Source organism: Mycobacterium sp. E2733 (assembly GCF_001667585.1).
Taxonomy (GTDB): Bacteria; Actinomycetota; Actinomycetes; order Mycobacteriales; family Mycobacteriaceae; genus Mycobacterium.
The window spans coordinates 48,653-71,908 of the sequence record NZ_LZJZ01000140.1; the positions used below are offsets into that span (position 1 = coordinate 48,653).

The window sequence follows — 23,256 nt, forward strand, 5'->3', positions numbered from 1 at the left end:
CTTAACCCCGCACTCAGCCCGCACGTTGGCCCGCAGATCCTGAGGACTTGAGCAATCCCCGCAGCCCTGCGGGTTGCGGTCGTTGGCGCAGGGCCACACGTGGCTTAGGTCGTCAATGTGATCGCAGCAGAATGCTGCGGCGCCCGCCGAACTGCCTCATTTCGTCTGGTGGCTGATTCTTCTTCGTTTGCCGGCGAGTGGTTTGTATCAGGATTGAGATGTTTATATCGTGACGGGCATGGCACGCACAGATATGAACGGCAGGAGCCTCGAGAGTTTGCTCAATTACGTGCTCGACGGCGTCGGCACGCATGACATCCAGCTGGCGTTGGGCGTGTCGGCCGCCACCTACTACCGCCGCAAGGCGCAGGAGGATTATCCGAACGCTGAGGAGTTGCGGCTGATTGCCCGCTACTTCGGCATGAACTTCGTCAGCCTGCTCTTGGTCTTCGGCCTTCTCGAAGGCGACAACGAGACCTCGGCTGGCGGGGGGGAAAACCCTCTGGCCGTGTTAACGCGCCCGACGGTGAAAGCCAAGGAACGCCACGCCGACGTTGACCTCGAACATCCGCCCCTTTGACTTCGGAATAAACACACCGCACGCGCAGCCGATCCTTGGGGCTGCCCATCCGATGTCGCGGCGAGTCGTGACTGATCCACGCGGCGTCGGGTCGGGTGAGGTCATGGTGCGTCGCCTCGGCTGGCGATGGGCTCGGAACCGGTGACGATACGGGTCCACGGGCCTGCGGGAACGTCGGATGCATCCACAAATCGCCAATTGACTTTGTCGGACGCTGCGTCAGGCCCAGCCGTGAAGCCCAGGCAGCCGTACAGCGCCGGGGACACGTCCATCCCGGCACCGTTGAAGCGAGTGTTCTTAGGGCGTGCGGTGCCCAGCACGTAGTCGCGGTCGTCGTAGACCGCCGGGCCGGCATCCTCGACCTGGCCGTAGCAGGTGTGCCCGTCCTTCTGAAGTTGCACCCAGCGGTGCTGCATGACGGCCTGGTCCTCCAGCGGCAGATCCAGGTAGAACGGGTTCTGCCTGGCCGTCACGTGTCTGGGAAAGAAACCGTTGTCGGCGCTGCGGTACTCGAACCCACACACACCGTGAGCGTCCACGATGCCGTCGCAGCCGCCGTAGTGGGCCATCCAGGCGTTGTCGTAGGCACTGATCTCCTGACTGCCGTCGTCAGCATTGGGATCAAGGACTTCACCGACCCAGAAGTTCGTCGCCACAATGTCGTAGTGCCAGGGCCCCGGCTCTGTCTTGGCCACGCTCGTAGGAGTGCTGGCGACGGCAATCAGGGACAGCAGGACGGCCAGTACCCGCTTCATGGTCATTTCTGTAACCCGTAGTCGGTCGTGGTCAGCTCGCCATTCTGCGCGATGACCAGACCGAAGCTGATCGCCGTCGCGCCCTTGGGCGCGGGCGGGATCTTCCATATCCCCTGAGCCCAGTCAACGCTCGCGGGCAATGCTGGGCCCGCGGTGCCGTAGGACCAGTTGCCCCGGTCGGTGCGGTAATACACCACGAATCTCGTCGGCACGCTGGATCTGTACCAGGCGCTGACGGTAGGTGTGCCACCCGGACCGATCGCCACTGCACAGTCGCCCAGATCCTGGGTGGACATCAGCCCGGCCTGTCCGTCGTGATAGTCGCGAATGACGATGCGCTCGGCCGCCCCGCCGTGGCGGCCGGGGACCAGCGACATTTCGGGGTTGTTGTTGCCGTAGGCCGCCCGCTGCCAGCAGGGCACTGTGCCCTCCTGCACGGCCTGCAGATCGCCGTTCACCAGGGCGGCGGCAGGGGAGGGTCCGGGCACGGCGGGATGTACGTCCCCGCCTATCACGTCGCCGACGGTGCGCACGATGAGCTTGCCGGCCTCCTGCTGGCCGGCAAGCCAGGCGACGAACTCTTCAAACTCGCCCACCGGAGTGGTGATGTCGGTGCAATCGGTGGGACAGATACCGTGGAAGGTCAGTTGCACCCAGCCACCGTCGCCGCTATAAGGTGAGCCGTCGCCATCGGTGGCCCGGGTCACCTGGGTCTCCAACTCTTCTATCGTCCAGTTGGACCGGACCTGGGCAGGGGCGCGGGTGTAGTAGGGATTCTCAGGCGGCACCGACTCACTCCACGCGCACTGTGAGCAATCATTGGGATCGGCGTTCTCGGGTATGTGCACGGTGCGTGTCTCGCCGAGGCTTCGTCCGCTGTTGTAGCCACAGTTGATGACGTACTGCTGGATCTCGTCGGCCTCGAGGGCGAAAGGATAAGCGAAACTGCGAACGGGGAAGCCCCAGGACAACCAGGTGGTCCGGTCTTGGCACACCTCACGAGAAATCTCGCTGGAAGGCAGCGTGAGCAGATTCTTGTGATCGACGGTGTGGCCGGCGATCTCATTGCCCGCCAGCGCCATGGTGTCCACTTCGGCGAGGGTCAAATATCCCGGCTTGCCGATATTGCCCGAGTTGAGGAAGAAGGTCCCGGTCAAGCCATGCTCGGTGAGGATCTTGGCCCCCAACGCGTTGGACGCTCGCCCATCATCGAAGGTCACCGATACCACCGTCTGCCCCGGAGCCAGGGCAAGCGGCTTCGTCTGGACCGCGGGGAACTTTGGGTTGGGCCGGGGCTTGACCGGATCGGGCAGCGCGTCGTGATTCGCCGACCGCGAGGAGGGGGGATGCAGGGTGATCCCGTACACCCCCACCAGGGCACACGCCAGGGCCGTCATTGCGAGCGAGGTCATTTTGAGCCTCACGCGCTGCAACCCTGCTCGACCTTCGCCGCACTCTCGGCGTCCATGAGCTTGCGCTGGTAGTCAGCCACCGCCAGGATGATCTGGTCCAGGCCAGTGGACGGCTTGAAGTCCAAGGCCTTGCGCGCCGCAGAGTTGTCGGGCACCCGGCGCTGCATGTCCTCGTATCCGGGGCCGTAGGCCTTCTTGTACGGCACCAGCTTGATCGAACTAGTCGAATACGTCAGCTCGATGATCCGCTCCGCAAGCTGCCGGATCGAGATCTCCTGCTCCCCGCCGAGGTTGAACGCCTGCCCGTAAATGGAGCTCTTCTCGCTCATTGCGATTAGCGCCGGGACGATGTCTCCGACATAGGAGAAGCAGCGGGTCTGGTGCCCGGTGCCGAACACGGTCAGCGGCTCTCCGCGCAACGCTTGGGACACCAGGTTGGGCACCACCATCCCGTAGAAGCCGGTCTGGCGCGGACCCACGGTGTTGAACAACCGAGCGGTAACCACTTTCAGGCCCAGCTCACGGTGATAGGCGTGGGCGAAGCACTCGTCGACGCCCTTGGCGGCGGCGTAGCTCCACCGAGATACCAAGGGGGAGCCCAGGATACGGTCAGCGTCCTCGGATAGGGCGTCGGCCGTGTTCTTGCCATAGATCTCCGAAGTCGAGGCCAGCACCACGGTGGCTTTGGCCGCCAGCGCCGCATCCAGCACGTTCTCGGTGCCGGTCAGGTTGACCCGCAGGGAGGTCAGCGGGTGTTCGATGATGCGCCGTACTCCGACGGCGGCGGCGAGATGGAAGATCCGGTCAGCACCCACCAGGGCCGTCTCGACCGTATTGCGGTCGAGGACCGATCCCTCAATGAACGTCATTCTGGGATTGGTCAGGTGGGCACGCAGGTTGTCCAGGCTGCCGGTGGACAGGTCGTCTAGCACGACCACCCGGTCGCCCTCGGCCAATAGACGATCCACGAGATGGCTGCCGATGAACCCGGCACCACCTGTGATGACACTGATCATGTTGTCTTTCCTCTTCTTGTTCTTGCCGAGGACATGCATCCGGCGTTTGGGACTGATCCAGCGGCCCGTGGAGGTGGTGCGCCAGGCAGCGGGGATGCTGCGCAGGCACACGTAGGCCTCGACAAACCGAAGCAGGGGGAACACTGGCGCCATCAGCAGCAGGGTGGGCCGTCGCAGGGCGACGGCAGCAAAAGCAGTCAGCGCCACATCGGGCAGGACAAAGCCTGTCAACATGTATTTGGGCGGCAGCCCACCGGCCACAGTCCACCCGGAGATACTCAGGTCCCCGTACGTCGGGGTCAGAAACTGGCTGTACAGACCGAGGCACAGGGCCGGGGGCATGGCGAACACCATCACCGACGAGGACACCAGCTCCAGGATCTGCACCGCCAGCGCGGTCCAGAACACCCCGAGGTGCAGCCCGTGACTACGCACCGTCTGCCAGTACCCCAGTGTCCAGCGCTTGACCTGAGAAAGATAGCTGCGCCAGTCGTCGGGGTCTTGGGTGTAGGCCACCGCCGCACCCGGATGAAAGGCGATCCGCCCCAACCGGTTCGCATGGACCTCGAAGGTCATGTTGAAGTCCTCGATTACCAGCCCGGGGGCGGTGATGTTGATGGCCGCGAGGATGTCGGTGCGGTACATGCTGGCGAATCCCGGCACGATGGTCACCGCATTCGTCCACCGGCTGGCCTGGCCGTACTTGACCAGTAATTGGGTCACCGCATACAGCCGGGCTCGGTAGCCGATCAACAACCGCCCGGTCAGGGTGCCCGGCGGCGGGTCGTGCTGACAGCGGGCGTGGCCAGCCACGGCCACCACGTCAGGGTCATCGAAGCCGGGCAGCCCGGTGTCGAGGTAATCGTCGGCCAGCCGGGTGTCGGCGTCGAGCAGCAGCAGCACCTTGAACCGTGCCGCCAGCTCAAAGTGCTCGATGGCGGCCGACAGAGCCCCAGCTTTGCCGCGATTCGGGTTGAGGTCATAGACGTTGACCCCGTAGAACTTCGCCGTCGCGACGGTGTCGTCACTGGACCCGTCGCTGACCACGTGGATCTGTTCGGGCGGCAACAGCTTGAGGACCGCCTGCAGCGAGTTGCCCAGCACGGCCTCCTCGTTATGGGCCGGGAGCAGCACCGCGACATCAGCGGGAACAAACCGGTGAGGACCGTCGGAGTTGTTCTTTAAACCGGCCATCACACGAACGAGTCCGACGGTGGTCCAGAACAGCGTGTTGACGCCCAACACCAGGACGGCGATAAGGGCGATGCTTGCGACGCTGCCGATCATGCCTGTCGCTGGTGCCGCTCACGGATCAGATGGTGCAGCAGCTCCTCGCACTTGTCGGTGTACTTGCTCAAGTACAGAACATGGGTGTCCAGGTAGAACGGATCGTCGTGGCATTGCTGGCGAATGCGGTCGAAGGACTGGCGCAGGCCCGCCAAGAACTCGCAGGCCTGCCCCAACTCATCGTCGACGCCCATCATTTGCGCACCCTGCTGCAGCGCATGCAGACCAGCCACACGCCGCGCTCGCTGCGCGCCACGCGATAGACACACATGTTCCTGGGACAGCGCATCGTGTCAGTTGTCGAGTACGTCATGCCAGTTGTCGAGGAGACCGTCGATAGGTGGTGTCCAGCACCGGGGAGCCGTTGTAGTCACGGCCGTCGGGATGGATCAGGATGACCAGGTCCCAGACGCCGCGCTCGGGCGCGGGGTGAGCGGTCAGCGTCCCGTCCGGGGTCGGCACCCGCTCCACCATCGGATCGGTAAAGCTCACCAGCGCGTCGGCGTCGAGCAGCTCGTTGATGATCTCTAACGCCGGCGACTCCCGCACGTCGGCCACCCCGGGCTTATAGGCCACCCCCACCACCAGCACCTGTGCATCCTTGGTGGGGGTGCCGTGCTCGGCCAGCACGGCGCGGGCCTGGGCCACCACCTCGCGTGGGCGCAGCGCAATCGCGGTCATCGCCGTGGAAATCAGTGGCATGTCCACCCGCCGCGCCCGCAGCTGCCACAGCAGATAGTGCGGATCACACGGGATGCAGTGCCCGCCCACCCCGGGGCCCGGAAAAAACGGGGTGTAGCCGTAGGGCTTGGTGGCCGCCGCCTCGATCACCTCGATGACGTTGACCCCCAGTTCGGTGGCGGCCCCGGCGAACTCGTTGATGAGCGCGATGTTGACGGCCCGATAGGTGTTCTCCAGCACCTTGGTCATCTCTGCGACCTCGGGCCCGCTCACCGGGTGGATCGCGCTGGCGGTGTAGCGCAGCACTTTCTTGGCCCGCCGCGTGCATCTGGGCGTCACACCGCCCAGCACCCGCGGCGTGCACTCGGGTAAATGATCGGCCACCCCGGGATCGATGCGCTCGGGGGCGAACGCCACGAAGATGTTCTCCCCAGCCACCAGTCCCCGCTCGGCCAGCGGGATCACCAGCAGCTGGCGGGTGCAGCCCACGTAGGTGGTGGAGGTCAGCACGACGGTCTGCCCGGGCCGGGCGTTGTCCACCACCGTCGCGCACGCGGCGCGCAGCGCGGTCAGGTCCGGTGACTGGTGTGCGTCGATGGGGGTCGGTACACAGATCAGGATGGCATCGGCGCTGGCCAGCGCACGGGGCTCGGTGGTCAGCGTCAGCGAGTCGTGGCTCAAGTGATGGGTCAGACGCGCATGGTCGCGGGGCAACAGGTCCACCCTGTCGGCCTTGATATCGGCTAAACGGCCCTCGCTCACGTCGTAACCGACGACCTCAGCGCCATGATCAACCAGGCTTAGGGCAGTAGGCAGACCCACATAGCCCATGCCGACCACGGCCGCCGTTTGTTTACTCATTGATTCCCCTAGCTCTCGGACAATGGTGTGGACGGACTGAAGGTGTTCAGGCGTCGGCCTTCGCCGGTTCGACCGGCAGGTAGGAAACCACCATCTGATAACCGGGTGGTGTGTTTCCGTTGGTGGGAAGTCCACGCGGCACCGGTATTTGGACCGGCGGAAGGTTCGACTCCCCAGCCGTAGCAGCGGGCTTTGTCCCCACCACGCTCATGCGGGGCAGGAACTTGGCTGCCGCAGCACCTGAGAGCGCCCCGGTGACCCCTGCCGTTGTGGTACGTCCCGCCGCACTTGCCACACCTGGCGGGAACATGAACGGGAACCCGAATCCGGCACCCAGATCGGTAGCTGCCGCGGCAGCCGGTGCTGCCAGTGTCACTGACCCCAGCGCTGGCGGCAGACCGGCAGCGGACCAGCCCCACGTCGCTGGCACCGAGAGTGGCCCGACCGAGCCGGCCACACCACCCAAATCCGCTGCAGCATCGGCACCCAGGCCAGCGGCTGCCGCCGCACCGTCTGCTGCCGCGCCGGCTTCCAAGCCCGCCGCCGCAGCACCGTCTGCGGCTGTGGCTGCGGGGCCCGCATTGCTGAGGGCAGTGCTCAGGGGTTGGAGCAGGGTGCTGAACATGGTGTTGCCCATTTCGATCCCAGCCCAGCCCGGCAGGGTGAGGTAGTTCTCGAGGAGACCACCACTCAGCCCCGGTATCCCCGACGAAGCCGAAGCGGAGGAGCCACCTAAAAGGTTCTCCAGGAGTGCTCCTGATGTCGTTGAGGACCCGGATGAAATGCCATTCAGCGCAACGGGATTCGTGAATGTTAAGCCAGAGATGACCGACTGTAGATTTGAGGCGGTCGAGTTGCCGGTCGCTTGGACATCCACGGTCCCCTGCGTGAGGGCTGCAGCCGGGTTGACGATCTGCGGTGCCGGGGTAACCGGCGTGATCGCCGAGGTGGCTGCCGCTGAACTCGCCGCGTACGCATACATCGCCGCCGCGTCCTGCGCCCACATCTCCATGTATTCCGCCTCGGTGGCCATGATCGCCGCGGTGTTGACCCCCAGGAAGTTGGTGGCGATCAACGTTGCCAGTAATGCCCGGTTGGCCGCGATCACCGCGGGCGGCACTGTGGCCATGAACGCGGTCTCATAGGCCGCGGCCGCGGCCATAGCCTGAGATCCCGTCACCTCGGCCTGCGTCGCAGTGGTGGACAGCCAGGTCACATAGGGCATGGCCGCAGAGGTCATCGCCATCGCCGAGGGCCCCAGCCATGGCCCGCCGGTCAGCTCGGTGATCACCGACCCATAGGAGGCGGCGGCGATGCCCAGTTCGGTGGCCAGCCCGTTCCAGGCCGCAGCGGCGGCCAGCATCGGCCCCGCACCGGGGCCCGTATACATCCGAGCCGAGTTGAGCTCTGGCGGAAACATCCCGAAATCGATCACTGAACCGCTGCCGCTCAGTGGACCGCGACGACGTCGACGACCTCGGTGGCGGCCGCGCGGACCGCCGCGGTCGTCGGGCCCGCCGCGGTCGTCGGGCCCGCCGCGGCGATATTCCCGACAGCTACCGCGGAGCCGATGCTTCGCAGGTCTCCGGTGGCGAACGCCAGCATTCCGGGCTGTGCGGTTAGGAAAGACATGTGCTCCTCCGGCATCGCATGGCGAATGGTCGTGTCTCACATTAGATAGATCTGCCTCAGATACGCAACAGTTATCCCAAAAAAACATACTATTGCCCTGGAAAGCGACCAAATCATGTACTGAAGGTATTGTCTCGGTTCTGAGATGTTCGTAGTCTTTCGGACATGTCACTCACAGATATGAACGGCACGGGCCTTGAAAATCTGCTTGACTACGTGGTTGACGGCGCGAGAGCACAGGACAATCAACTCGCGTTGGACGTGTCGGCCGCCACCTGGCGCCGCAACGCGCAGGGAGGATTACCCGCACGCTGGGGAGCTGCGGCTGATTGCCCGCTGCTTCGGCATGAACTTCGTCGGCCTGCTCTTGGCCTTCGGCCTTCTCGAAGGCGACAACGAGATCTCGGCGGGCGGGGGGAAAACCCTTTGGTCGTGTTGACGCGCCCGACGGTGAAGGCGAAGCAACGTAACACCGACGTTGACCTAGAACGGCCGCCCCATTGACGCTCCAAATAGTCTGCTACGCAATCGCCTTGACCGCCACGGCGTGGGCCGTGTGGGTGCGGCGGGCTACTTGTCGCATCCCGTGGGAGCGGTCCACCACGTACGCGATAATCCAGCTCGGCGCGGCCCTCGTGCTCATCGCCCCGGCCGCCCAGCCGATCAGCGGCAGGCTGCTGTTGGAGGTGACCGGGCGATGGCATGTGAGCGACCTGCTCGGCCACATGCTTGAACTCGGCGCGCTGGTGTCGAGCAATCTGGCCGGGATGCTGCGCATGCCAGCTATGAGGAAGCGAATTGTCCCGTTGCTGTGGCATCCCCTCGTGCTCGGCACGGCTGTGTTGTACTTCCTGTTCTGGCAAAGCGTCTTTACCCACAACCCAGGCAACGACTTGTTTCGGCTCGGACACGACGGATGGCTCGGGACGTACTTCGCGCTTTTTTGGGCGCTGCTGGTCTACTACGGCGGCCTTAACGCCTGGATTGCCCTGGCCCACCTTCGCGGCGACCCGCGCGCCAGGCCGGTCGCCCTGACCTGGCTCGTGTGCGTCGGCCTCGGGGCCGGGGCGATGGTGGGCTGGCTCTTTCCGTGGCTGGGCTGGACCGCGTGGTACGACTGGGGGCGGCTCACCATGTGCGTTGCCGTGACCGTCTTCGCGGTCGCCTCGGCACGCTCCTGGCAGCGCAAGCTCCGCCAATGGCGCGGCCTCATTAAGGTCACAGGCGCACGTATCTGAGCCGCATACCAAGACAACGTCCGCTATATTCTTGCCCTCCTGTTCTGACCTTGCGGCGCTTCGTGTCGGACATGGCGGGTTGACGTTGGCTGGCCAGCTTCACGCTCACAGCTGCTACATAAGCACCGCATAGCCGCGACTGGAGTTATCACCTTCATCATTTGTCTCATGAGTGAAACATCTGAAACCCCCACCGCGCGGACCTCGACCGCAACTGCCCCGGCAACTGCAACTGCCCAAGCGCTGTACAAGGCCCCCCGGGTCTTTATCGCCGCGGCGTGGGTTGCCATCGTCGCCGGAATCGTGTTCATCGTCGCCGTCATCTTCTTCACCGGAATGGCGCTGGGCCACCACGGTGGTCATCACCACCACCACAAGCACCACGCGGCGTGGATGCATTCGCACCGCATGGGCGGTCCGGGTGGCCCGGGTGGCCAGCAGGGTGGACCGGCCGGCGTCCAGCAGGGCGGACCCGCGTCGGCGACCCCCGGAGCCCCCGGTCCCAGCCAGATCCCGTCGTCGGTCGCCCCGTCCCGGACGCCATAGTCCAACTTTTCCCGAACAACCAGCAGCCCGGCGCTCACCAGAGCACCGGGCTGCCTCTCGTTGCATCGCCGGCAACTACTCGCCGCCTCAGGATTCACAGCAAGTTTTGTGCGATGAACCTGTTAAGCCCGTCGCGACCCTGGGCATGATTCAGGAATGAGCGAGACACCCGAACCGTCTTCAACCCCGCCGACACCCGCCCCCGCAGCTGCGCCGCCACCGCCGCCCCCGGAGCGCGTCAAACCCCCGCGGCTGTACACGGCCGCGGCGTGGGTGATCATCGTCGCCGGGATCGTTTTCATCATCTCGACCGTGTTCTTCGCCGGTGCCTTCGTCTTCATGCATTACCACCACTGCCAGCATCACCACGGCCAGATGTTCAAACCGGGCGGAGGCCCGGGCGGTCCCGGGCCGGGCAACGGGCCGGGCAACGGCCCGTGGGGACCGGGATACGGCCCCGGACCCTGGGGGCCGGGTGGGCCCGGACCCGCCGGCGGCCCCTGGGGTGTCGGCGGGCCGGGGTTGATCGTGCCCATGCCTCCCGGCGGTCCGGGCGGGCCCGGCGGGCCGGCCGGTGGACCGGGTCTGAGCGGTCCGGGCGGCCCGCCGCCGGCGAGCGCGACACCCAGCACGCCGGCGCCGCGTCCGTAGCGGACGCCCACGCCAAGGTCCTTCTTGACGTGGTCCAGAAAGGGGACATAGTGATTGGCGCGCAGGAAATCTCGTCGCCACAGCCTGGAATCAGCCCAGCAAACAAGGAGATAGCGACATGACGGAGCGTTTCACCACCACGGACGCCGGCATCGCTGCGCCCAGCGACGACCAGTCGTTGACGATCGGTCCCGACGGGCCGATCCTGCTGCAGGACCATTACCTGATCGAGCAGATGGCCCAGTTCAACCGGGAACGCATCCCGGAGCGTCAGCCGCACGCGAAGGGCGGCGGCGCCTTCGGCGCCTTCGAGGTCACCAACGACGTCAGCAAATACACCAGGGCCGCGGTCTTCCAACCCGGCACCAAGACGGACATGCTCGCCAGGTTCTCCACGGTCGCCGGCGAGCGCGGCAGCCCAGACACCTGGCGCGACCCGCGCGGCTTCGCGCTGAAGTTCTACACCAGCGAAGGCAACTTCGACCTGGTCGGCAACAACACGCCGATCTTCTTCATGCGCGACCCGCTGAAGTTTCAGCACTTCATTCGGTCCCAAAAGCGCATGCAGGCAACGAACTTGCGCGACCACAACATGCAATGGGACTTCTGGACGCTCTCGCCGGAGTCCGCGCATCAGGTCACCTGGCTGATGGGTGATCGCGGCATTCCCAAGACATGGCGGCACATGAACGGCTACAGCAGCCACTCCTACAGCTGGATCAACGCCGCCGGCGAAATCTTCTGGGTGAAATACCACTTCATCACCGACCAGGGCATCGACTTCCTGACCCAGGAGGACGCCGACCGGCTGGCCGGCGAGGACGGCGACTACCACCAGCGGGACCTCTACGAGGCGATCGAGGCCGGGCAACACCCCAGCTGGACGCTCAAGATGCAGATCATGCCGTACGAGGAGGCCCGCAACTACCGGTTCAATCCGTTCGACCTGACCAAGGTTTGGCCGCACGGCGACTACCCGTTGATCGACGTCGGCAGGATGACGCTGAACCGCAACGTCACCGACTACCACACCGAGATCGAGCAGGCCGCCTTCGAGCCGAACAACACCGTGCCCGGCACCGGGCTGAGCCCGGACAAGATGCTGCAGGCCCGCGGGTTCTCCTACTCCGACGCGCACCGCGCCAGGCTGGGGACCAACTACCGGCAGATCCCGGTCAACACGCCGAAGGTCGAGGTCAACAGCTATTCGAAGGACGGCGCGATGCGGATGAAGAACGTCTCCGACCCGGTGTATGCGCCCAACTCCTACGGCGGCCCGCACGCCGACCCGGCCCGCGCCGCAGAGGTGCGCTGGCACGCCGACGGCGACATGGTCCGCGCCGCCTACACGCTGCATGCCGAGGACGACGACTGGGGACAGGCCGGCACCATGGTCCGCGACGTACTCGACGATCAGGCCCGGGACCGCTTGGCGCACAACATCATTGGGCACGTCTCCAAGGGCGTTAAGGAGCCGGTGCTGTCGCGGGTGTTCGAGTATTGGCGCAACGTCGACCCCGACCTCGGCAAAAAGGTCGAAGAGGGCGTCCGGGCAAACGGGGGCTGACCGCGCGCCCGCCTGCCTGGCATGATCGCCTCATGACCATGCGGGTTCGCGCGGCCGTCATCACCCTCGGCCTGGCCCTCGGCGGCGCGGTCGCAGCTCCGGTTGCGGCCGCGCACCCGTCGGACCCGGGCGTGGTGAATTACGCGGTCCTGGGTAGGGGGTCGGTCGGCAACATCGTCGGCGGCCCCATGGGCTGGGAGTCGGTGTTCACCCAACCGGTGCAGGGCGATTGGGTGGACGTCCCGGTGTGCAACAACTGGGCCGACATCGGCTTGCCCGAGGTGTACAACGACCCCGACCTGGCGTCGTTCAACGGCGCCGTCACCCAGACATCGGCCACCGACCAAACCCACTTCGTCAAGCAGGCGGTCGGGGTGTTTGCCACCAACGACGCTGCCGGCAACGCTTTCCATCGAGTGGTGGATCGAACGGTCGGCTGCTCGGGCCAGACGACCCCGATGCACCTGGACAACGGCGTCACGCAGGTGTGGTCGTTCGACGGCGGACCGCCCGGCGCCGCCGATGCGAACTGGACCAAGCAGGAGGCCGGCACCGATCGGCGGTGCTTCAATCAAACCAGGCTGCGTGAAAACGTGTTGCTGCAGGCCAAGGTCTGCCAATCTGGCAACGCCGGGCCGGCGGTCAACGTGCTGGCCGGCGCGATGCAGAACGCGCTGGGGCAGTGAGCCGGGGTCGGGGGCCGGGTTGGGGATGCTTGAAATCGAGCGCGAACGGGAATATGTCGGGGCCATCTGCTAGATGAAGTAGTGGCGGCTACCGTTCCGTTGGCTGTGGCGGGAAGCGGTCCGCAAACGTGTGTTCAGGCTTGCTCGGGGCCGAAGGGATAGTGATATGACGTCTGCCGCTATCACTACCGTCGGCTCCGAACTGGCCGATTCCAAAGCCGCCGCGCACCACATCGCCGACGGCTGCTTGGTGGACGGACCGCTGGGCCGCGTGGGCCTGGAGCTGGAAGCCCATTGCCACGACCTGTCCGACCCGCACCGCAGGCCCGCTTGGAACGAGATCGCCGACCTGCTGGGGCGCTTGCCGGCGTTGCCCGGCGGCAGCCGGGTCACGGTGGAGCCCGGCGGAGCGGTGGAGCTGTCCGGCCCGCCCGCTGACGGGGTCGTGGCCGCCATCGACGCGATGGGGCGCGACCAGGCCGTGCTGCGGTCGGCGTTCGCCGACGCCGGTCTGGGCCTGGTTTTCCTGGGCGCGGATCCGCTGCGGCCGCCCAAGCGCATCAACCCGGGCGCGCGTTACCGCGCCATGGAGCAGTTCTTCGCGTCGAGCCGCTCGGGCGAGGCAGGCGCGGCGATGATGACGTCCACCGCGTCCATTCAGGTGAACCTCGACGCCGGGCCCAGGGCCGGCTGGGCGGACCGGGTGCGGCTGGCGCACGCGCTGGGGCCCACCATGATCGCGATGGCGGCGAACTCCCCGATGCTGCGCGGAGAGTTCACCGGGTGGGCCTCCACCCGGCAGTGGGTGTGGGGCCAGATGGACTCGGCGCGGTGCGGACCCATCCTGGGCGTCAGCGGCGACGACCCCGGCACCGACTGGGCGCGCTACGCCCTCAAGGCCCCGGTGATGCTGGTGCACACCCCGGACGCCGCGGCGGTCACGCATTGGGTGCCGTTCGCGGACTGGGCGGACGGCCGGGTGCTGCTCGGCGATCGCCGCCCCACCCTCGCCGACCTGGAATACCACCTGACCACGCTGTTCCCTCCGGTGCGCCCGAGGCAGTGGCTGGAGATCCGCTATCTCGACAGCGTGCCGGACGACTTCTGGCCGGCCGTGGTGTTCACCCTGGTGACCCTGCTCGACGACCCGGTCGCGGCCGACACCGCGGCCGAGGCGGTCGAACCGGTGGCCACCGCCTGGGACACGGCGGCCCAGGCGGGACTGCGTGACCGGCGGCTCTACGCCGCGGCCAACAAGTGCGTGGCCGTCGCCGCCCAGCTGGCGCCGCCGGAACTGGGCGATTCGATGCAGCGGCTGGCCGACGCCGTCGAGCGGGGCCGGTGTCCCGGCGACGACTTCTCCGACCAGGTGATTCAACACGGCATCGCGGCTACGGTCTCCGAGGCGGCGCGATGCTGGCAAGGGGGGCTGTGACTTCCGCTGATGATTCCGACCCGCTGCGCCCGGTCCCCCGCAAGCGGGAGGTGCTCCCAGCGCCGCGCTTGCGATCGTCATGTCGGGCAGGTCTTGCCGACGATTTGGCGCGGGCGCGGACGCGGACGTTGCGGCTGGTCGAGTTCGACGACGCCGAGCTGTACCGGCAGTACGACCCCCTGATGAGCCCGCTGGTGTGGGACCTGGGGCACATCGGTCAGCAAGAGGAGTTCTGGCTGCTGCGCGGCGGTGACCCCGGCCGGCCCGGCATGCTACCGCCGGCCGTCGAGGGCCTCTACGACGCCTTCGTCCACTCCCGCGCCAGCCGGGTCGAGCTGCCACTCCTGTCGCCGGAGCGCGCGCGGGCGTATTGCCGCACGGTGCGGTCCGCCGCCCTCGATGCCCTCGACGCGCTGCCGGAGGACGCCGACACCTTCCCGTTCGCGCTGGTGATCAGCCACGAAAACCAGCACGACGAAACCATGCTGCAGGCGTTGAACCTGCGCACCGGCGCACCGCTGCTGCGCGACAAGGCGGCGCTGCCGGCCGGCCGGCCGGGGCTGGCCGGCACCTCGGTGCTGGTGCCCGCCGGCCCGTTCGTGCTGGGCGTGGACGCCGCGGACGAACCGTATTCGTTGGACAACGAGCGTCCCGCCCACGTCGTCGAGCTGCCGGCGTTCCGGATCGGCCGAGTGCCGGTCACCAACGGCGAATGGCGGAACTTCATCGACGATGGCGGCTACGACCAGCCGCGCTGGTGGTCCGAGCGCGGTTGGGAGCATCGCCGGCGCGCGGGCCTGACCGCGCCACAGTTCTGGAGCCTCGACTCACGGACGCGCACCCGCTTCGGCCACGTCGAAGACATCCCCGCCGACGAACCGGTGCAGCACGTCACCTACTTCGAGGCCGAGGCCTACGCGGCCTGGGCCGGCGCGCGGCTGCCCACCGAGGCCGAATGGGAGAAGGCCTGCGCGTGGGATCCGGCCACCGACAGCCGCCGCCGCTACCCGTGGGGAGCGCAGCCGCCCTCCGATGCCCTCGCCAACCTGGGCGGAACATCGTTGCGTCCCGCACCCGTGGGGGCCTACCCGGGTGGCGCCTCGGCGTACGGGGCGGAGCAGATGCTCGGCGATGTGTGGGAGTGGACCGCCTCGCCGCTGCGGCCCTGGCCCGGTTTCGTGCCGATGATCTACGAGCGCTACTCGCAGCCGTTCTTCTTTCGTGACTACCGCGTGCTGCGGGGCGGCTCGTGGGCCGTGGAGCCCGCCATCCTGCGTCCGAGCTTTCGCAACTGGGACCACCCGATCCGGCGCCAGATCTTCTCCGGCGTCCGGTTGGCCTGGGACGCAGAGGATTTCGGCTGATGTGCCGTCACCTCGGCTGGCTGGGGGCCGACGTCACGATCTCGTCGCTGGTGCTGGACCCGCCGCGCGGCCTGCGGGTTCAGTCGTACGCCCCGCGTCGCCAGAAGCACGGCCTGCTCAACGCCGACGGCTGGGGCGTCGGATTTTTCGATGTCTCGTCGGAAGGCCAAGTGCCACGGCGATGGCGGAGCCAGGCGCCGCTGTGGGGTGACACGTCGTTCGACTCCGTCGCACCGGCGCTGCGCAGCCGCTGCGTGGTGGCCGCGGTGCGTTCGGCGACGGTCGGCATGCCGATCGACGTCAGCGCGACGGCTCCGTTCACCGACGGCCAATGGATGTTGTCCCACAACGGCGTGGTGGACCGCGCCGTGTTGCCGCTGCCATCGCGGGCCGAATCCGTCTGCGACAGTGCGTTACTCGCGGCCGCCATCTTCGAACGCGGCCTGGACGCGCTCGGCGAGACCATCACCGAGATCGCGGCGGCCGATCCTGATGCCCGGCTGAACATCTTGGCCGCCAACGGCTCCCGCCTGCTGGCGACCACCTGGGGAGATACTTTGTCCATCCTGCGCCGCGCGGACGGTGTCGTCCTGGCCAGCGAGCCCTACGATGACGACCCGGGCTGGGAGGACGTGCCGGACCGCCACCTCGTCGAGGTCACCGCGACGGGCGTCGCGCTGACCCCGCTGGATTACTCGGAAGGTGATCGATGACGCTGACACTGTCCAACCACTTGGCCGCCGACTCCGCGGACCAGGCACTGCGCCGGGATGTGTTCGACGGCCTGCGGCGGACGCCGAAGTCGTTGCCGCCCAAGTGGTTCTACGATTCGCTGGGCAGCCATCTGTTCGACCAGATCACCCGGCTGCCCGAGTACTATCCGACCCGCGCCGAGGCCGAGATCCTGCGCGCGCGATCGGCCGAGGTCGCGGCGGCCAGCGAGGCCGACACGCTGGTGGAGCTGGGCAGTGGGACGTCGGAGAAGACCCGGCTGCTGCTCGACGCGCTGCGCGAACGCGGATCGCTGCGCAGGTTCGTCCCGTTCGACGTCGACGCCGGCATACTGTCGACGGCCGCAGCGGCCATCCAGCAGGAATACGCCGGCGTCGAAATCAACGCCGTCTGCGGCGATTTCGAGGAACACCTGACCGAGATCCCGACCGGCGGGCGGCGCCTCTTCGTGTTCCTCGGGTCGACGATCGGCAACCTGACGCCGGGACCGCGCATGGAGTTCCTCTCGAGCCTGTCCGCTCAGATGCGCCCCGGGGACAGCCTGCTGCTGGGTACGGACCTGATAAAGGACACCGGCCGGCTGGTGCGCGCCTACGACGACTCGGCCGGGGTGACGGCGGCGTTCAATCGCAACGTGCTCGCGGTGATCAACCGGCAACTCGACGCCGATTTCGACGTCGAGGCCTTCCAGCACGTGGCGCGCTGGAACGCCGAGCAGGAACGCATCGAAATGTGGTTGCGCGCCGGCGGTCCGCAACGGGTTCGCGTCGATGCGCTCGACCTGACCGTCGAGTTCGCGGCCGGCGAGGAGATGCTCACCGAGGTGTCGTGCAAGTTCCGCCCGGACGGGGTGAGCGCCGAATTGGCCCACGTAGGACTGCGTCGCATCCGGTGGTGGACGGACGCCGCGGGCGATTTCGGGTTGTCGTTGGCCGTGAAGTGACCGCCGGCGGTTCGCTGGCGGACCGATGGCGGCAGGCCCGCCCGCCGGTGGCCGGGCTGCACCTGGACAGCGCGGCCTGTTCGCGGCAGAGCCTGGCGGTGATCGAGGCCGCCGCCCTGCACGCGCGCAACGAGTCCGAAATCGGCGGCTACGTCGCGGCCGAGGCGGCCGCACCCGCGCTGGACGCCGGGCGTGTCGCGTTCGCCGCGCTGGCCGGCATGCCCGACGCCGAGGTGGTGTTCACCACCGGCTCGCTGAACGCGCTGGATCTGCTGCTCGGTGGGTGGCCGGCCGACCGCCGCGCAGTGGCGTGCCTGCCCGGCGAATACGGCCCCAACCTTGCGCTGTTCGCCGCCCACGGCTTCGACCGTCAGCTGTTGCCGACGCTCGAGGACGGCCGGGTCGCGCTCGACGACGCGGCGCTGGCGCTCGAGGCCGACCCGCCCGATCTGGTCCACTTCACCGCGGTCGGCAGCCACAGCGGGGTGGTGCAACCGCTGCCGATGATCGCGCAGCTGTGCCGCGAGTTGGGGCTGCCGCTCGTCGTCGACGCCGCCCAGGCGCTCGGCCAGATCGACTGCGCGGTCGAAGCCGACGTGACCTATGCGTCGTCGCGCAAGTGGGTCGCGGGGCCGCGCGGTGTGGGAGCGCTCGCGGTGCGGCGCGACCTGATGGAGGGCCTGCGCCCGAGGCTGGCGCCGCCGGACTGGCTCGCGGGCTCGTCGACGGTCGCCCGGCAACTCGAATTCGGCGAAGCCAATATCGCGGCGCGCGTTGGCTTTTCACTGGCGCTGGGCGAGCACTTGGCGTACGGACCGCAGGCGGTGCGCGCGCGGCTGGCCCAGCTGGGCGGCGCCAGCCGCCGGGTGCTGGCCGACGTGGCCGGCTGGGCGGTGGTCGAGGAGGTCGACGAGCCCAGCGCCATCACCACCCTGGCCCCGGTCGACGGCGCCGATCCGCAAGCGGTCCGGGCGTGGCTGCTCGCCGAGCGGCGGATCCTGACCACCTTCGCCGGCGTGCAGCGGGCGCCCCTGCAGCTGGCCGGGCCGGTGCTGCGAATCTCGCCGCACGTCGACACCACGGCCGAGGATCTTCAGACCTTCGCCGAGGCGCTGATCGCCGCGACGGCGGCGACGTCTGGCTGAGCGCTAGCGGGCTTTGTGCGCCGTAAGCAGGTAGGCCGGCATCTTCACCCGGCCCTTCTCGTCGCGGTCGTGCGGGGGAAACTCGAACGGCGCGTTGGGAATCTCGACGGCGTTCGACAGGATGAAAGCCGGCCGGATCTCGTCGACCTCCCAGTACTTGCTCACCGCGGCGCGCAGTTCGTCCTCGTCGACCTCGTTGGGCTTCGGTTCCATCTCTGCGGGGAAGGCGCCCTTGGCGAACACCAGCACGAACAGGGCGGCGCCCGGGGCGGCCGCGCGGTGGATGGAGCTCAGGTAGCCGTCGCGCCCCTCGACCGGCAGCGAGTGAAACAGCGTGGAATCGACGACGGTGGAGAACCGGCCGTCATAACCACTGAACGACGTGATGTCGGCCTGTACGAAGCTGGCCGTGGTCAAGCCGCGCTCCTGGGCCGCCTTGGTGGCCGCCGCGACGGCCGTCGGCGTGAGATCGACACCGACCACCGTGTAGCCCTGGGCGGCGAGCGCCAACGACAGTTCGGCGACGCCGCACCCGGCGTCGAGCACGTCGCTGCGGAATTTCCCGGCCGCTATCAGTGCGGCCAGGTCGGGTTGCGGCTCACCGATGTTCCACGGCGGCGGGCCTTCGAAGTGCGCCTGCTCACGGTATGCGCTGTCCCAGTCCATGACTTGATCGCCCGTCATGGATTTCAACCTACCCGCGGTCAGGATTCCCAGGTGTGCACCGGTTGGTTGGCGTGCATGTGCTCGCAGTACCGGCGCAGCATCTCGGCCAGCGCGGCCGGCCGGGTCATCCCGGCATCTTCCAGCGCGCGTACGGTGGATATCTGCCAGCTGGCGCCGTTGCGGCCCGACCTGGCGCGGCCCTCGATGACGCCGAGGAAGCGGTCCCGCACCTCGGCGTCCATCCCCCAGCGGCGCAGCCCCTCGTCGGCGATCGGCAGCAAGGTGTCCAGCACCAGTTCGGTCGCCGTCACGTCTCCCAGGCCCGGCCAGTGCAGCCGGGCGTCGATGCCGAGGCGCGCCGCCTCGAGGAAATTCGCTTGTGCCGCAGCGAAGTCCATGCGGGACCACACGGGATCGTCGTCCTCGGACAGGCTGCGCAGCACGCCGTAGAAGAAGGCCGAATTGGCCACCATGTCCACGACGGTCGGCCCGGCCGGCAGCACCCGGTTCTCCAGCCGCAGGTGCGGGCGCCCGTCCACGACGTCATAGACCGGCCGGTTCCACCGGTACACCGTGCCGCTGTGCAGCCGCAGTTCGGAGAGTTGCGGTGCGCGCCCGGCGGCCAGCTCGGCGGCCGGATCCTCGTCGGACACCTCGGGCAGCAGGGACGGGAAGTAGCGGACGTTCTCTTGATACAAGTCGAGCACCGAGCTGATCCACCCTTCGCCGAACCACACCCGCGGCCGGACGCCCTGTGACTTGAGCTCCTCGGGCCGGGTGTCGGTGGACTGGGTGAACAGCTCGATGCGGGTCTCGGCCCACAGCTGGTGGCCGAAGAAGTACGGCGAGTTGGCGCCCAGCGCCAGCTGCGGCCCGGCCACCACCTGGGCCGCATTCCAGTTGGCGGCGAACGTCTCCGGGGCCACCTGCAGGTGCAATTGAATGCTGGTGCAAGCGGATTCGGGGGCGATCGAAACGGCCTGCCAGCTCAGCGGTTCGGGGCCCCAGATGTTGATCGGGATGTCCTCGCCGCGGGCGGTGAAGATGGAGTCGTTGAGCGCCGCGTAGCGCCGCGAGTCGCTCATCCAGCCGGTGGTCAGGTGTTCGGGCATCAGCGTGGGCAGGATCCCGATCATCACGATGTGCGCGCCGCCCACGGCGGCCTTGATCTCCGCGTCGTTCAGGCTGGCCCGCACCTCGCGTTCCAGCTCGAGCGCGGTGTGTCCGGGCAGGGCGTGGGGCGGCACGTTGAATTCGATGTTGTAGGCGCCCAATTCCGGCTGAAACGCCGGATCCCCGATGGCGTCCAGTACGTCGCGATTCGACATCGCCGGCTGGTAATCGGCGTCGACGAGGTTGCACTCGATCTCCATGCCGGTGAGCGGCCTGGCCGAATCAAAGCGCGACTGCGCCAGCATCGTCTCGAAGACGTCCAGGCATACCTGGAGCTTGCGCCCGTATTCCCGCCGATGTGCGCTGGTGTACGTGGTGCGCTTGACCTCTTCGCCCACACCGCCGATGGAACAGGGTTACCGGCGGTAACGCAAGCTACGCGGTGAGCTTGTCGAGTTCACCCGGACATGATGGACTCCTGACGTGCCCGAGTTTGTCGCCGCCATCGACCAGGGAACCACCAGCACCCGCTGCATGATCTTCGATCACGACGGTGCCGAAGTGGCTCGCCATCAGCTCGAGCACGAGCAAATCCTGCCCCGCGCCGGCTGGGTCGAGCACGACCCGGTCGAAATCTGGGAGCGGACCTCGTCGGTGCTGATGTCGGTGCTGAACCGCGCCAATCTGACCGCCAAACACATTGCCGCGCTTGGTATCACGAATCAGCGGGAAACCACGCTGGTGTGGAATCGGCGCACCGGGCGGCCGTACTACAACGCCATCGTCTGGCAGGACACCCGCACCGACCGCATCGCGTCGGCGCTGGAACGGGACGGTCGCGGCGACGTGATTCGCCGCAGGGCGGGACTGCCCCCGGCGACGTACTTCTCCGGCGGCAAGCTGCAGTGGATCCTGGAGAACGTCGACGGGGTGCGGGAGGCCGCCGAGAGCGGTGACGCGCTGTTCGGCACCCCCGACAGCTGGGTGTTGTGGAACCTGACCGGGGGCCCGCGCGGCGGCGTGCACGTCACGGACGTGACCAATGCCAGCCGGACCATGCTGATGGACTTGGAAACCCTCGACTGGGACGACGAGCTGTTGTCGTTCTTCGCCATCCCGCGTGCGATGCTTCCGGCGATCGCGCCATCGTCCTCGCCGCAGCCGTACGGCGTCTCCGCGCAGGCCGGGCCGGTCGGCGGCGAGGTGCCGGTCACGGGAGTCCTCGGGGACCAGCACGCGGCGATGGTGGGGCAGGTGTGCCTGACGGAGGGCGAGGCGAAGAACACCTACGGCACCGGAAACTTTCTGCTGCTCAACACCGGCGAGACGATCGTGCGGTCGAACAACGGGCTGCTGACCACCGTGTGCTACCAGTTCGGTAACGCGAAACCCGTGTACGCGCTTGAGGGTTCGATCGCGGTCACCGGAGCCGCGGTGCAGTGGCTGCGCGACCAGTTGGGCATCATCAGCGGCGCGGCGCAAAGCGAATCGCTGGCGCGCCAGGTCGCCGACAACGGCGGAGTGTATTTCGTCCCGGCGTTTTCCGGACTGTTCGCGCCCTACTGGCGATCCGACGCCCGCGGCGCGATCGTGGGGCTGTCGCGGTTCAACACCAACGCGCACCTGGCCCGCGCGACGCTGGAGGCGATCTGCTATCAGAGCCGCGACGTGGTGGACGCGATGGCGGCGGATTCCGGTGTGCGCCTTGAGGTGTTGAAGGTCGACGGCGGCGTCACCGGCAACGACTTGTGCATGCAGATTCAGGCCGACGTCCTCGGCGTCGACGTGGTGCGCCCGGTGGTCGCCGAGACGACCGCGCTGGGCGCGGCCTACGCGGCGGGCCTGGCGGTGGGGTTCTGGGCCGATCCATCCGACCTGCGGGCCAACTGGCACGAGGACAAGCGCTGGGTGCCGGCCTGGAGCGACGAGCAGCGCGCCGCCGGGTACGCGGGTTGGCGTAAGGCCGTGCAGCGGACCCTGGATTGGGTGGACGTCACCTAGCTTTCCGCCGCGAGCGTGCGTGTTTGTATGGCGACACGCCGGTTGGAATGTCGATCTGTGCACGCTCGCGGCGGAAAAGGTGGGTTCTCAGTCTTCGCCGAGGATGCCGTAGACCTCGCGCCGTGCGTTGTTGAGGATTTCGACGATGCGTTGCTGCTGCTCGGGGGTGGCGGTGTGCGCCGACTGCGCGACCGCGCCGAACAGCTGGCCGATGGCCGCCCGCAGGTTCATGTGACCGGGGTCGGCGCCTTCGGCGATCGCGTCCCACGGCGGGGTTTCGACCTTCTCGGCCGCGGCGCGGCCCTCGTCGGTCAGCTCGAACAGCTTCTTGCTGCCCTCGCTTTCGCTGGCGGTGATCAGGCCCTCGTCGGTCAACAGCTGCAACGTCGGATAGACCGAGCCGGGGCTGGGCTTCCAGAGCCCGTTGCTGCGTTCGGCGATCTGCTGGATCATCTCGTAGCCGTGCATCGGCCGCTCGGTCAGCAGCGCCAGGATGGCCGCGCGGACGTCACCGCGCTTGCCGCGACTCGGGCCGCCGCGGCGCCATCCGCCGCGCCGGCCGCCCGGTCCGAAGCCGAAACCCGGCCCGAAGCCGGGGCCGAACCCCGGGCCGAATCCGGGACCGAATCCCAGGGGTCCGTCGTGGTCGCCGCCGTGCTCGCGGAGGTGTTCGAAGAACTCCTGGCGGGCGCGCCGCCGGGCGCCGTGCAGCGCGCGCCGTTGGGTGTCGGGTCCGAAGCCGAACCCGGGGCGGCCGGCGAACGGGCCGCCGGTGGGGGTGAATGGGTTGTTCATGTCTGTTTCCTTACGTCTGAATGGGACGCGCACCGCGCGTTCGAAGTATCACGATATATCGGAAACTATCGCGATGCAACGGGGAAGCGAAAACGCGGTTCCTCGGGCATCGCCTGGACGGCCGGTGACCTGCGGATCGGGGTGCCGGCG

At 67.5% G+C, this 23,256-nt stretch carries 22 protein-coding genes; 12 read left to right on the plus strand and 10 right to left on the minus strand.

What is annotated here, in order from left to right; translation table 11 throughout:
- The first annotated feature begins 238 nt into the window (after positions 1 to 238).
- Positions 239 to 580, plus strand: a complete 342-nt coding sequence (locus A5678_RS25775) for a hypothetical protein (protein WP_068048973.1) — start codon at positions 239 to 241, stop codon at positions 578 to 580.
- Between the two features lie 101 nt (positions 581 to 681).
- Here the strand turns inward: A5678_RS25775 and A5678_RS25780 are convergent, their stop codons facing one another.
- From A5678_RS25780 to A5678_RS25810, 7 genes are all read right to left on the minus strand, one after another.
- Positions 682 to 1,335, minus strand: coding sequence for a hypothetical protein (locus A5678_RS25780; RefSeq protein WP_197502250.1), 654 nt, complete (start codon positions 1,333 to 1,335; stop codon positions 682 to 684).
- Positions 1,336 to 1,337: 2 nt separating this feature from the next.
- Positions 1,338 to 2,747, minus strand: coding sequence for a polysaccharide deacetylase family protein (locus A5678_RS25785; protein WP_082945749.1), 1,410 nt, complete (start codon positions 2,745 to 2,747; stop codon positions 1,338 to 1,340).
- Positions 2,748 to 2,755: 8 nt separating this feature from the next.
- Entirely contained in the window at positions 2,756 to 5,050 is a 2,295-nt protein-coding gene (locus tag A5678_RS27685) for a GDP-mannose 4,6-dehydratase (RefSeq protein WP_197502251.1), read from the minus strand.
- A complete protein-coding gene (locus A5678_RS25795) occupies positions 5,047 to 5,283 on the minus strand; it encodes a hypothetical protein (RefSeq protein ID WP_068048982.1) in 237 nt (78 codons plus the stop codon). The genes A5678_RS27685 and A5678_RS25795 overlap by 4 nt, the downstream gene beginning before the upstream one ends.
- Positions 5,284 to 5,359: 76 nt before the next feature.
- Complete coding sequence (locus tag A5678_RS25800; RefSeq protein WP_068048985.1) at positions 5,360 to 6,592, minus strand: nucleotide sugar dehydrogenase; 1,233 nt, start codon at positions 6,590 to 6,592, stop codon at positions 5,360 to 5,362.
- Positions 6,593 to 6,638: 46 nt separating this feature from the next.
- Positions 6,639 to 7,955, minus strand: coding sequence for a PPE family protein (locus A5678_RS28265; protein ID WP_304528375.1), 1,317 nt, complete (start codon positions 7,953 to 7,955; stop codon positions 6,639 to 6,641).
- 86 nt (positions 7,956 to 8,041) lie between these two features.
- A complete protein-coding gene (locus A5678_RS25810) occupies positions 8,042 to 8,224 on the minus strand; it encodes a PE domain-containing protein (RefSeq protein WP_156747087.1) in 183 nt (60 codons plus the stop codon).
- A 533-nt stretch (positions 8,225 to 8,757) separates the two neighbouring features.
- On the opposite strand from A5678_RS25810, the gene A5678_RS25815 reads away from it, so the two are divergent.
- The 10 genes from A5678_RS25815 to egtE all read left to right on the plus strand — a co-directional run bounded on the left by A5678_RS25815 (position 8,758) and on the right by egtE (position 18,531).
- Entirely contained in the window at positions 8,758 to 9,462 is a 705-nt protein-coding gene (locus A5678_RS25815; protein ID WP_156747088.1) for a hypothetical protein, read from the plus strand.
- 168 nt (positions 9,463 to 9,630) lie between these two features.
- Positions 9,631 to 10,008: a hypothetical protein gene (locus A5678_RS25820; RefSeq protein WP_068048997.1), complete on the plus strand. Its 378-nt coding sequence runs from the start codon at positions 9,631 to 9,633 to the stop codon at positions 10,006 to 10,008.
- A 156-nt stretch (positions 10,009 to 10,164) separates the two neighbouring features.
- The gene (locus tag A5678_RS25825; RefSeq protein ID WP_068049000.1) at positions 10,165 to 10,659 is read left to right on the plus strand and encodes a hypothetical protein; all 495 of its coding nucleotides are present in this window, start codon (positions 10,165 to 10,167) and stop codon (positions 10,657 to 10,659) included.
- Positions 10,660 to 10,777: 118 nt separating this feature from the next.
- Positions 10,778 to 12,226 (plus strand): catalase, encoded by a 1,449-nt coding sequence (locus A5678_RS25830; RefSeq protein ID WP_068049003.1) that lies wholly within the window; start codon positions 10,778 to 10,780, stop codon positions 12,224 to 12,226.
- Between the two features lie 38 nt (positions 12,227 to 12,264).
- Positions 12,265 to 12,912 carry a sensor domain-containing protein gene (locus A5678_RS25835; protein WP_156747094.1) on the plus strand — a complete coding sequence of 216 codons (648 nt, stop codon included), beginning with the start codon at positions 12,265 to 12,267 and terminating at the stop codon, positions 12,910 to 12,912.
- 166 nt (positions 12,913 to 13,078) lie between these two features.
- The gene (gene egtA / locus A5678_RS25840) at positions 13,079 to 14,347 is read left to right on the plus strand and encodes an ergothioneine biosynthesis glutamate--cysteine ligase EgtA (protein ID WP_068049009.1); all 1,269 of its coding nucleotides are present in this window, start codon (positions 13,079 to 13,081) and stop codon (positions 14,345 to 14,347) included.
- Between the two features lie 104 nt (positions 14,348 to 14,451).
- Entirely contained in the window at positions 14,452 to 15,711 is a 1,260-nt protein-coding gene (gene egtB, locus A5678_RS25845) for an ergothioneine biosynthesis protein EgtB (protein ID WP_197502254.1), read from the plus strand.
- Positions 15,711 to 16,424, plus strand: coding sequence for an ergothioneine biosynthesis protein EgtC (gene egtC / locus A5678_RS25850; RefSeq protein WP_068049012.1), 714 nt, complete (start codon positions 15,711 to 15,713; stop codon positions 16,422 to 16,424). Before egtB ends, egtC begins: the two co-directional genes overlap by 1 nt.
- Positions 16,421 to 17,386, plus strand: coding sequence for an L-histidine N(alpha)-methyltransferase (gene egtD, locus A5678_RS25855; protein ID WP_068049015.1), 966 nt, complete (start codon positions 16,421 to 16,423; stop codon positions 17,384 to 17,386). The genes egtC and egtD overlap by 4 nt, the downstream gene beginning before the upstream one ends.
- Positions 17,383 to 18,531: an ergothioneine biosynthesis PLP-dependent enzyme EgtE gene (gene egtE, locus A5678_RS25860; RefSeq protein ID WP_068049018.1), complete on the plus strand. Its 1,149-nt coding sequence runs from the start codon at positions 17,383 to 17,385 to the stop codon at positions 18,529 to 18,531. The genes egtD and egtE overlap by 4 nt, the downstream gene beginning before the upstream one ends.
- A gap of 3 nt (positions 18,532 to 18,534) precedes the next feature.
- Here egtE and A5678_RS25865 read toward each other — a convergent pair whose 3' ends face one another.
- Both A5678_RS25865 and A5678_RS25870 read right to left on the minus strand, forming a co-directional pair.
- Positions 18,535 to 19,215 carry a class I SAM-dependent methyltransferase gene (locus A5678_RS25865; protein WP_068049021.1) on the minus strand — a complete coding sequence of 227 codons (681 nt, stop codon included), beginning with the start codon at positions 19,213 to 19,215 and terminating at the stop codon, positions 18,535 to 18,537.
- Between the two features lie 20 nt (positions 19,216 to 19,235).
- On the minus strand, positions 19,236 to 20,708 hold the full coding sequence (locus A5678_RS25870; RefSeq protein WP_068049024.1) for a glutamate--cysteine ligase: 1,473 nt from the start codon (positions 20,706 to 20,708) through the stop codon (positions 19,236 to 19,238).
- A 136-nt stretch (positions 20,709 to 20,844) separates the two neighbouring features.
- Between A5678_RS25870 and glpK the strand changes: the two genes are divergently transcribed.
- Positions 20,845 to 22,311: a glycerol kinase GlpK gene (gene glpK / locus A5678_RS25875; RefSeq protein ID WP_068049193.1), complete on the plus strand. Its 1,467-nt coding sequence runs from the start codon at positions 20,845 to 20,847 to the stop codon at positions 22,309 to 22,311.
- A gap of 87 nt (positions 22,312 to 22,398) precedes the next feature.
- On the opposite strand, the gene A5678_RS25880 is transcribed toward glpK, so the two are convergent.
- Entirely contained in the window at positions 22,399 to 23,106 is a 708-nt protein-coding gene (locus tag A5678_RS25880; RefSeq protein ID WP_068049027.1) for a PadR family transcriptional regulator, read from the minus strand.
- Between the last annotated feature and the right edge of the window lie 150 nt (positions 23,107 to 23,256).

Excerpts from the sequence above, each read along its gene's own strand:
- A5678_RS25780 (WP_197502250.1), bottom strand. The coding sequence starts at position 1,335 with ATGAAGCGGGTACTGGCCGTCCTGCTGTCCCTGATTGCCGTCGCCAGC.
- A5678_RS27685 (WP_197502251.1), bottom strand. The coding sequence starts at position 5,050 with ATGATCGGCAGCGTCGCAAGCATCGCCCTTATCGCCGTCCTGGTGTTG.
- A5678_RS25865 (WP_068049021.1), bottom strand. The coding sequence starts at position 19,215 with ATGACGGGCGATCAAGTCATGGACTGGGACAGCGCATACCGTGAGCAG.
- A5678_RS28265 (WP_304528375.1), bottom strand. The coding sequence starts at position 7,955 with ATGCTGGCCGCCGCTGCGGCCTGGAACGGGCTGGCCACCGAACTGGGC.
- A5678_RS25830 (WP_068049003.1), top strand. The coding sequence starts at position 10,778 with ATGACGGAGCGTTTCACCACCACGGACGCCGGCATCGCTGCGCCCAGC.
- A5678_RS25810 (WP_156747087.1), bottom strand. The coding sequence starts at position 8,224 with ATGTCTTTCCTAACCGCACAGCCCGGAATGCTGGCGTTCGCCACCGGA.
- egtD (WP_068049015.1), top strand. The coding sequence starts at position 16,421 with ATGACGCTGACACTGTCCAACCACTTGGCCGCCGACTCCGCGGACCAG.
- A5678_RS25825 (WP_068049000.1), top strand. The coding sequence starts at position 10,165 with ATGAGCGAGACACCCGAACCGTCTTCAACCCCGCCGACACCCGCCCCC.
- A5678_RS25820 (WP_068048997.1), top strand. The coding sequence starts at position 9,631 with ATGAGTGAAACATCTGAAACCCCCACCGCGCGGACCTCGACCGCAACT.
- egtA (WP_068049009.1), top strand. The coding sequence starts at position 13,079 with ATGACGTCTGCCGCTATCACTACCGTCGGCTCCGAACTGGCCGATTCC.
- A5678_RS25800 (WP_068048985.1), bottom strand. The coding sequence starts at position 6,592 with ATGAGTAAACAAACGGCGGCCGTGGTCGGCATGGGCTATGTGGGTCTG.
- egtC (WP_068049012.1), top strand. The coding sequence starts at position 15,711 with ATGTGCCGTCACCTCGGCTGGCTGGGGGCCGACGTCACGATCTCGTCG.
- glpK (WP_068049193.1), top strand. The coding sequence starts at position 20,845 with ATGATCTTCGATCACGACGGTGCCGAAGTGGCTCGCCATCAGCTCGAG.
- A5678_RS25835 (WP_156747094.1), top strand. The coding sequence starts at position 12,265 with ATGCGGGTTCGCGCGGCCGTCATCACCCTCGGCCTGGCCCTCGGCGGC.
- A5678_RS25880 (WP_068049027.1), bottom strand. The coding sequence starts at position 23,106 with ATGAACAACCCATTCACCCCCACCGGCGGCCCGTTCGCCGGCCGCCCC.
- A5678_RS25775 (WP_068048973.1), top strand. The coding sequence starts at position 239 with ATGGCACGCACAGATATGAACGGCAGGAGCCTCGAGAGTTTGCTCAAT.
- A5678_RS25785 (WP_082945749.1), bottom strand. The coding sequence starts at position 2,747 with ATGACCTCGCTCGCAATGACGGCCCTGGCGTGTGCCCTGGTGGGGGTG.